The following is a 9,190-nucleotide window of genomic DNA, read 5'->3' on the forward strand; positions in this document are numbered from 1 at the left end:
CAAGGCCACGCTCACCTACAAGATTTTGTTCAACGACGCCGTGGCCATGACCGGCGGCCAACCGGTGGACGGCACCATCACCGTGGACGGCATCGCCCGCCAGGTGGAGGCCGAAGGTGTGAAACAGGTGGTGGTGCTGAGCGACGACATCGGCAAGTACCAAAGCATCCACCACCGCTTTCCGGCCGGTACCGAGTTCCACGACCGCGCCGAGCTCGACGCGGTGCAGCGCCGCCTGCGCGAGATGCCAGGCGTGACGGTGCTGATCTACGAACAAACCTGCGCCGCCGAGAAGCGCCGCCGCCGCAAAAAGGGCGAACTGGTGGACCCGGCGCGCCGCCTGGTCATCAACGAGCGCGTGTGCGAAGGCTGTGGCGACTGCTCGGTGCAGAGCAATTGCGTGGCCGTGCTGCCGCTCGAAACCCCGCTGGGCCGCAAGCGCCAGATCGACCAGAGCAGCTGCAACAAAGACTACTCGTGTGCCAAGGGGTTTTGTCCCAGTTTCGTGGGTGTGCTGGGCGGGCAGTTGCGCAAGCGCGCCGGTGCGCTGGCGGGCGGTGCCCAAGCCTTCATGCAGCAAGTGGACCGACTGGCCGCACCCGCCGCGCATGTGTGGACCGGGCCGTACGACCTGCTGGTGACCGGCGTGGGCGGCACCGGCGTGGTCACCGTGGGGGCCTTGATCACCATGGCCGCGCACCTGGAGGGCAAGAGCGCCAGCGTGCTGGACTTCATGGGCTTTGCGCAAAAAGGCGGCTCGGTGCTGAGCTTTGTGCGCCTGGCCGATGTGCCCGAGCGGCTCAACCAGGTGCGCATCGACACCCAGCAAGCCGACGCGTTGTTGGCCTGCGATCTGGTGGTGGGTGCGTCGGCCGAAGCGCTCATCACCGTGCGCCAGGGCCGAACCCGCGTGGTCGCCAACACGCATGCAATTCCGGTCGCCGAAAGCCTGCACAACCCCGACGCCGACCTGCGCGTGCCCGACCTGTTGGACAAGCTGCGCTTCGCCGCCGGCGCGGATCGGCTCACCACGCTGGACGCCCAGGCGTTGGCGCAAACCTTTCTGGGCGACGCCATCGTCTCCAACATCCTGTGCCTGGGCTACGCCTGGCAACAAGGCCTGGTGCCGGTGGGCTTGCCCGCTCTGTTGCGCGCCATGGAGCTCAACGCGGTTGGCGTCGACAACAACAAGCTCGCCTTTGCCCTGGGGCGGCTCGCGGCGGCCAACCCTTCGGCGGTGGCGGCACTGGCGCAAGGCGCCGCCGCAGAACCCGAGGCCCCTGAAACCCTGGACCAATTGCTGGCCGACGGCGTGGCCCATCTCACGCAATACCAGAACGCGGCCTACGCGGCCCGGTATGTGCAGCAGGTGGACGCTGCACGCCAGCGCGAACAAGCGCTCGGCGCCGATTCCAGCCTGCCGTTTTCACGCGCGGTGGCGCGCAGCCTGTTGAAGCTGATGGCCTACAAGGACGAATACGAAGTCGCCCGCCTGTACACCGATGGCGCCTTTGCCCAGCGCTTGAAGGCGCAGTTCGAAGGCGATATCCAGCTGGAGTTCTACATGGCGCCACCGCTGCTGGCGCGTGGGCGTGACGGGCAGGCGCCGCGCAAGATGCGTCTGGGGGGCTGGATGCTGGGCGCCATGCGCTTGCTGGCGCAAGGGCGGCGTTTGCGTGGCACCGCGCTGGATGTCTTTGGCTACACGGAAGAGCGGCGCATGGAGCGCCAGTTGATCGACCACTACCAGCAACGCATCCAGGCCTTGTTGCCTGCGCTCACCGAAGCGCGGCTGCGGCTGGCCACCGACATCGCCGCGCTGCCCCTGCAGATGCGTGGCTATGGCCATGTGAAGGCGGCGAACGTGGTCTTGACCCGCGTGCGAGAGGCCGAACTGCTGCACCGCTTCGACCCGGCGGCCTACCCCAGGCCCGAAGTGTCGCGCGAGGCGGGCCAGATTCGCGGCATCCGGGTCACGGCCGCCAGCCACTGAGCAGCCACTGGCGAATGGGCAGGCGACGGGTAGGCGGCGCCAGGGCCGGGCGTCCGGTCTTGGCCGAACTCAGCGGCCTCTGAGGGCTGCTGTGGCGCGCCAGAGTTCGCGCAGCTTGACCAGTTCTTCGTCGAACCGCGCGTTGATGCGTTGCTTCTCTTGCGCCTGCTCGGCCAGAAAGCGCTTTTGCACGCCCATTTGCTGTTCGTTGTCGTCGAATTTGCGTTTGAGCCAGGCGGGCGCTTTGCTGAGGTCCTTCTGGTAGAACTCCAGCTCCGTGTCCAGGCCCTTGCGTTGCTCCAGCAAGGCCTGCTCGCGCTTGTTCACCGCTGCGATCACCTCGTCCACCTGAAACAGCGCGTCGGCACGCTCTTTGTCGTGCGAAGCCTGCGTCGGGTAGCGGATCAAAAGGGCGCGTTCGCGCCGCTTTTCTTCCAGCACGCGTGCGCGTATCTCCTCTTCTTGCCGGCGTTCCGCTTCCAGCCGCGCGCGTTCGTCGGCGGTGTAGCTGGGTGGCAGCACGCGCTTGACCACGCCGCTGCTGCCCAGCTCGTGTTGCTCGCGGTCCAGGCAGGCGGTGATGGGCCGGTCGGACGTGATGCGGCGTCCATTTTTGTCCACGCAGGTGTAGATGCCCTGACCCGATTGGGCTGCCGCCGGCCACGACAAAGCAGCGCCCAGCAGCAAGGCACCACTCTGCCAGGCAAGGGCGGGCCAGCGCGAAACCGGGGCGGGGGTTTGAAACACGGTGAAGTCCTTAAGCCACCCCATAGCGCTGCCGGTAGGTTTGCACACGTTCGAGGTGCTGGCCGAGTTCGGTGCCGGGGTGATCCGTCAGATACTGCAACAAATCCTCCAGGCTCGCAATGGCGCATACCTGCAGGCCCAGCGTGTGCTGCACATATTGCACTGCGCTGTGATCGACATCGCGCGCCCGCCCATCTGGGCCGATTTCTGTGGCTTTTTCCTGCCGGTCCAGCGCAATCGCCACCGCGTGCGCCGTGGCACCTGCCGCCTGGATCAAGGCAATCGACTCGCGCGCGGCGGTGCCGGCCGACATCACATCGTCCACGATCAGCACCCGGCCCTTGAGTGGCGCGCCCACCAGCGTGCCGCCTTCGCCGTGGTCCTTGGCCTCTTTGCGGTTGTAGGCAAACGGCAGGTTGTGGCCCAGGCGCGCCAGCTCAACGGCCACCGCCGCACCCAGTGGAATGCCCTTGTAGGCGGGGCCAAAAATCATGTCGAATTCGATGCCACTGGCCAGCAGGGCTTTTGCATAGAATTGTGCGAGCCGGCCCAGCTTGGCGCCATCGTCGAACAGGCCGGCATTGAAGAAATAGGGTGACATGCGCCCCGCTTTGGTCTTGAATTCACCAAAGCGCAACACGCCCGACTCGACACAAAATTGCACGAACGCCTGCGCCTGCGCCGCATCGCGCACTTGGGCTTTCACCGCTCCAGCTTCCAACACCATGGGGAAATCCTTGTTCAAACTCACCAGCCTCAACCTCAACGGCATCCGCTCCGCCACCACCAAGGGTCTGGAGAAATGGCTCGCCGCGCACCAGCCCGATTGTATTTGCGTGCAGGAAGTCAAAGCGCAGGGCCCCGACGTGAGCGGCAAGTTCGAAGAAATGGCCGGACTCACCGGCTACTTCCACTTTGCCGAGAAGAAAGGTTATTCGGGCGCTGCGGTCTACACCAAACACGCGCCCAGCGATGTGATCATCGGCTTTGATGGCGGTGAGTTCGACACCGAAGGGCGTTACGTGGAACTGCGCTTTGACACGCCCAAACGCAAGCTCTCGCTCATCAGCTCGTACTTTCCCAGCGGCTCGTCCGGCCCCGAGCGCCAGGCGGCCAAATACCGCTTTCTCGACCTGATGTACCCGCACCTGCAAGCCCTCAAGAGCCAGCGCGAGTTCATTCTGTGTGGCGACATCAACATCGCGCACCAGAACATCGACCTGAAGAACTGGCGCAGCAACCAGAAGAACAGCGGCTTCCTGCCCGAAGAGCGCGCCTGGATGACCAAGCTGCTCAACGAGGCCGGCATGGTCGACGTCTACCGCCAGTTGCAACCCGAAGCCACCGAGACCGCCTACACCTGGTGGAGCAACCGCGGCCAGGCCTACGCCAACAACGTGGGGTGGCGGCTGGATTACCACCTGGCAACCCCGGCACTGGCCGCGCACGCCAGACGCGAGGCGATCTACAAGGACGAAAAGTTCAGCGACCACGCGCCGCTGACGATCGAGTACGACTTCAAACTCTGATGCGGTCGATCCCAGCGCAGCGTTAGCGCTCGCGGGTCTTTTTCCCTGCTGGTGGCCGCCCGGGTGCCAGCAAAGTGGTGCCCTACCGGTCACGGACGCGGTCAACGCAGAGCGGCTCCGTGCCAGCACCTGCCGGCGGCCGCCCATGGCGGAGGGAGCGGGACGTTTGGCGTCGCATGCGGACCCTGCGAGAACAGCCGGGCAATACATGGCCAGTTCCTCCTTTAGCGACAGTGGTGCAACGCCGATAGTCAGTGGTCATCCATTCACCACAAAAAGACATGCCACTGCTTCACATACGGGCCCCCAGGGGTTCTGGCGCGACACCCACGCTGCTCAAAGGGGTGCTCGCACTGCTTGGTGCGCTTGCCATCTCCATGCCGGTCCAAGCGCAGGACGTACCCGAGATCACGCCCAGCCTCAAGAAATTGCTCGGCGGATTGCCGATCCGTGGCATCAAGAATGAAGTGCAGGGCATGGTCGGGGCGCTGAAGAAAACCAGTTGCGGGGCTCAGCTCACCGGGTGCTACATGACCCAGTCGGGGCCGCTGCAGCTGTACTTTTTCACCAGCGGCGCGGCGCAGCAAACGCTACTGCTCGTGGTCGACAAGAGCATGGTCATGCCCCACCTGCTGGGCGAGAAGGCGCAAAAGGTCCTGGGCGAGACCTCGCTCATGTCGCCCATCATCTCGCTCTCGACCACCGATTACGAGCTCGACAACATCAAGATGCCGCCCGCCCTGCAGCAGGTGGTTCGCGACAAATACTTCAACGTCAACACCCTGTCTTTCTCCAGCGGCGTTCAGTTGGCCGCACGCGCCAACCTGGGTGGGCTCTTGAAGATGTCGATGCAGTCCATGGGGGCGGATACGAATGCGCTGATGATGCGTGCCGCCGTGGTGATGCCGATCCCGGCCGATCTGGCGGGGGGTGCCGGTGCCGGCGTGGGCCTGGCCGATGCCGTCGCGCACGGTGAGACCATGAAGAAAGCCGGGGCCGATGCGGCGAAGCCCGAGGCCTTCGTGGAGTTCTCGTTTTCCCCGAAATCGAGCCTGCAGCTGAGCATGCCGAAAGTCGTTCTGACCGACGCCACGTTCTTCTTGAACAACGCCCTGACCTTCGGCTACAAAGGCAACGCCGCTTTCCCGGGCGCTGAGACCAAAAAAGTCATCATGCACTTCCAGACGCCGCTGAACCCGGCTGGCGCCATGGACTTGCTGGACTTTGAGTTCCGTATGGCCACCCCGGCAAGCTTCACCATGGAAGACGCGGCTCACATGATGGTGGGCATGGCCACGCCGGATGGGCGACTGGCCAAGTACGGCGGTGGCTTCATCCGCAACATCGACATGTTCAAGGGTCCGCTGCTGGCCATGACCAAGCCGCTGTCGGTGGTGCAGTTGCGCAATCCGCAACCTCCACCCCCCTACGCATTTGGTGACAGCACCAAGCCTTTCCCCGACGACAACAAGTATTTCAACTTTTCCCTGCTCGGCCCCTTGGCCACCGATGGACCGCTGCTCAAAGCGGCGGGCGACGTGAAGATCCTGGGGCAGAAGATGGGTTGGCTGTACGCCACTGCCGGCCGCTCGGGGCTGAACGGCGATGTGGGTGAGGCCATCACGGTCAAGCTGGGCCCATTGGGCAAGGTTAGCTTCAAGATGCAAGCGACCATGGCCATCAGCGGCAGCCAGCAAAACATCAACCTGCTGGGGAATTTCGCGGGCCAGAAGGTCGAGGTGGGCATGAGTGGCAGCACCATGAAGGTGGCCGTCAGTGCCAGTTGCGTGAACCCCTTCGAGATCAAGACCCAACTGGAAATCCAGCCCACGACCGATATCGCCGAGGTGTTCGAAGGCCAGGGCGGCGTGAACGTCGATCCTTCCAAGATCGGTGGCTGCATCGGCAAAGAGCTCGAAGCGGCCTACAACAAGATCGCGGGCGAATACAAGAACCTCAGCGGCTACACAGCCAGTGCCGCCAATGCAGAGCTGACCAAGATTGCCGACGCTGCGGCAAAGGCTGCCGAAGCGGAATACAACCGGGTGAAGGCACAAACCCGCCAGGCGGCAGAAAGCTCGATCAACGCCGTGAGCAAGACCTTCAGTGGCGCCACCAACACGGCCATCGGTGCGGCCGGAGGCAAAACGGCCAAGTCGTCGATCGACGTGAAGACCATGCTCTACGACCGCAGCGTGTTCGACTGGGACTACTTCTACGATGCCCAGCCGGGCCTGGTCGCCGCCAAGACCGATCTGGTGGCGTACTGGAAAAGCACCGGCTACAAGAACCGGATGCGTGGCTCCTTCGAGTTCGACATTCCGTCCTACCAAACCAAGAATCCCAGTGCGGTGAAGGACATGGGTGGCAGCACAGACGCCGACTCCATGACGATCCACTGGCTGGTATACGGCATCAAACAAGGCCTGCAGAGCAGCCCGGACTTTCATGTCAAGGCCTACCTCGACCGCTATCCAGACCTCCAGAACGCCTTTGGCCAGGACAACTACGCGGCGGCCCTCGTGCATTGGATCGAGAACGGCAAGCGCGAAGGGCGAGATGGCGGCCCCAACAAAACTGTGCCCTTGTGCAATTCGATCAAGGCGTATGGCAAGACCCTCAAGAGCAGTGGTTGTTGAGGGGTGTTAGCGCGAACCCCGGCTGCTCGATCAACCCCCTTTGTCACAAAAAAACCATTTATGAACGCCCTCTACAAATCGATACGCCGCACCCGCGTGGCAGCCGCTGTTGCGCTGGCTCTGTGCGCCGTGCAACCAGCCTGGGCCGACGAGTCTCCCTCGTTTGCCGAGATGATCAAGGCACTGCCGCTGGTGCCCGCTGGCATCCACGACTCCGAGATGCTGGCCAAGGTCACGGCGGCGGTGGGATTCATCCAGCGTCTGGAACTGCCCAAGGCCCAGATGGCCGTCAACGAGGCCCTGCAGCTCGATCCGCGCAACGCCCACCTGCACTTCTTGAATGGTTTCGTCTACCACCTGCAGGCCCGCCAGGGGGACACGCAGAAAGGCGAGATGGCACTGGAGGGCTACCAGCAAGCCCTGCGGATCGACCCCAGCAACTGGATCGCTCAAGAGTTCATGGGCCTGGCGCACATGGACATGAAGCAGTTCGACCGCGCCAAGGAGGCCTTCTCCGAAGTGCTGCTGCTCACGCCCGAGAGCTCGGTGTCCGTCTACGGCCTGATGGTGGCCTCATACCTCACCGGCGACGCGAAGACCGCCTGTGCGATGGCAGACCAGTTCCGCAAGTACACGGCAGAACCACCTCGCGGCTTCGTGCGCTCCAGCATCGCGGTGTACGCCTCCTGCGGCAGCTTCGCGCAGGCCGACGGAATGCGCAGCGCGCTGGCGCAGATGAAGGACAGCGGCCCCGAGGTGCAGCGCGTGGACAGCCGCCTGGCGCAGTGGAAAAGCTTTTACGACAAGCACGGCGCCGCCAACCCGGTGGCGATCAAGACCAGCATGGGCCCGCCCCCTGCCAGCAAGCGGCCGGTAGAGCTGGCGCAGGCCTTCACCACGCCCGAAATCTACAACCGTCCGGTGGTCCGCCCGACCCTGAGCGGGCCCGAGCCAGAACCGCAGCAGGACGCGCCACCTGCTGTTGCACCAGCGGCCAGCACGCCTGCCAGCGGGCCTGCCAGCGGCCCTCAAATGCTCCTGGTTGACGTGGTTTTACTCTCCACGCAGGAACTGATCTCGACCTCCAAGGGTGTGAACCTGCTCAACGCTCTGACCCTGCAACTCGGTTCGGTGGCCGGCAACCTGGCCGCCTATTCGCGTGTCATCAGTTCCAGCGCCATGGGCAGCGCCACTCCTGCGGTGAGCACCGCCATCACCCGCGCCGTGACCATTCCGGCGCTGTCGTACTCGTTGAACATCGCCAACGCCAACAACTCGATCAACGAAGTGCTGGCACGGCCGACGCTGGCCGCCATCGAAGGCATGCCGTCCGAGTTCTTCTCGGGCACCAACCTGAGCGCGGGGGTGGTCTCCACCAGCCAGCAAGGTGGCACCACCATCGTGCCGCTGGACAAACGCTTCGGCATCAAGCTGGCCGTGACCCCCAACTTCTTGCCGCAGGGCCGCATTCAGCTCAAGGTGGAAGCGCAGCGCACAGCCTTGAACGCCAGCTCCGACAACCCACGCGTCGCCTACCAGATCGAGATCGGCGAGACCACAGCCAACGCCAACGTGGTGATGAACATGGGCGAAACGCTGGTGCTGAGTGGCTTGAGCGAGAAGTCGTCGTCGAGCACGCGCGACGGCGTGCCGGGCCTGCAGGACGTGCCGGGCGTCCAATACCTGTTCTCCCACAAGAACACCAACGACCTGCAACGATCGGTGCTGATCCTGGTGACACCCAGAGCCCCGGTTCAGATCGCTGAAGCAGGCGCGGGCGACCCCATGACCACCCGCATGAAGGTCTTGCGCGAGCGCTTCGGGTTTGCCAACAACAACCCGGAAAACATCGAGGCGGTACTGACCCAGCTTCAGAGCAACAACTTCTACCGCGAGTTCCGCCAGGGCGATATGGCCATGGAGCGCTGGGACCGCATGCGCACCACGGGCGACCGGCTGAAAGAAGCGCTGGGTTTCTTGTACTACTGAGTGCCGAGGCCGTATCCGTAGAGGGCAGGCCGCGTCTGAAGCACGCGCCGCCCGCCTAGAACGCGCGTGCCCTTCTCCCGGTGGCGGTCGCCGGGAGCCTGCAAAGCGTTGCTCTCGCGCGGCGTGTGCAACTGCTGCGGGGGCTGCTCCCGGCCAGGAGCAGCCATCCGACAATCTGCTCGGAAGCGGACAGTGAAGGCACCGAGCCGGCCAAGACTGAACCGTCATTGTTGCTCGGTGAATGTCGGCGGCCTCTCGTAGACCGGACACCGAACAACCAGAGTCGAGCACCC

General features: G+C 64.0%; 6 protein-coding genes. 4 read left to right on the plus strand and 2 right to left on the minus strand.

What is annotated here, in order from left to right; all coding sequences use genetic code 11:
- Window positions 1-1,993 (plus strand): indolepyruvate ferredoxin oxidoreductase family protein (locus tag ABYB95_RS11230; protein ID WP_372658607.1); only part of this gene is annotated, 1,993 nt, incomplete at its 5' end.
- Window positions 1,994-2,062: 69 nt separating this feature from the next.
- Here ABYB95_RS11230 and ABYB95_RS11235 read toward each other — a convergent pair.
- Window positions 2,063-2,740 carry a DUF4124 domain-containing protein gene (locus ABYB95_RS11235; protein ID WP_372658608.1) on the minus strand — a complete coding sequence of 226 codons (678 nt, stop codon included), beginning with the start codon at window positions 2,738-2,740 and terminating at the stop codon, window positions 2,063-2,065.
- 10 nt (window positions 2,741-2,750) lie between these two features.
- Entirely contained in the window at window positions 2,751-3,467 is a 717-nt protein-coding gene (gene pyrE / locus ABYB95_RS11240) for an orotate phosphoribosyltransferase (RefSeq protein WP_372658609.1), read from the minus strand.
- Between the two features lie 10 nt (window positions 3,468-3,477).
- Between pyrE and ABYB95_RS11245 the strand changes: the two genes are divergently transcribed.
- The 3 genes from ABYB95_RS11245 to ABYB95_RS11255 all read left to right on the plus strand — a co-directional run bounded on the left by ABYB95_RS11245 (window position 3,478) and on the right by ABYB95_RS11255 (window position 8,897).
- Window positions 3,478-4,269: an exodeoxyribonuclease III gene (locus tag ABYB95_RS11245; protein ID WP_372658610.1), complete on the plus strand. Its 792-nt coding sequence runs from the start codon at window positions 3,478-3,480 to the stop codon at window positions 4,267-4,269.
- Window positions 4,270-4,550: 281 nt separating this feature from the next.
- Entirely contained in the window at window positions 4,551-6,908 is a 2,358-nt protein-coding gene (locus ABYB95_RS11250) for a lectin (protein WP_372658612.1), read from the plus strand.
- 60 nt (window positions 6,909-6,968) lie between these two features.
- The gene (locus tag ABYB95_RS11255) at window positions 6,969-8,897 is read left to right on the plus strand and encodes a secretion protein (RefSeq protein WP_372658613.1); all 1,929 of its coding nucleotides are present in this window, start codon (window positions 6,969-6,971) and stop codon (window positions 8,895-8,897) included.
- Window positions 8,898-9,190: the final 293 nt, after the last annotated feature.

Origin of the sequence: Hydrogenophaga sp., from assembly GCF_041633695.1 — a bacterium.
GTDB lineage: Bacteria > Pseudomonadota > Gammaproteobacteria > Burkholderiales > Burkholderiaceae_C > Hydrogenophaga.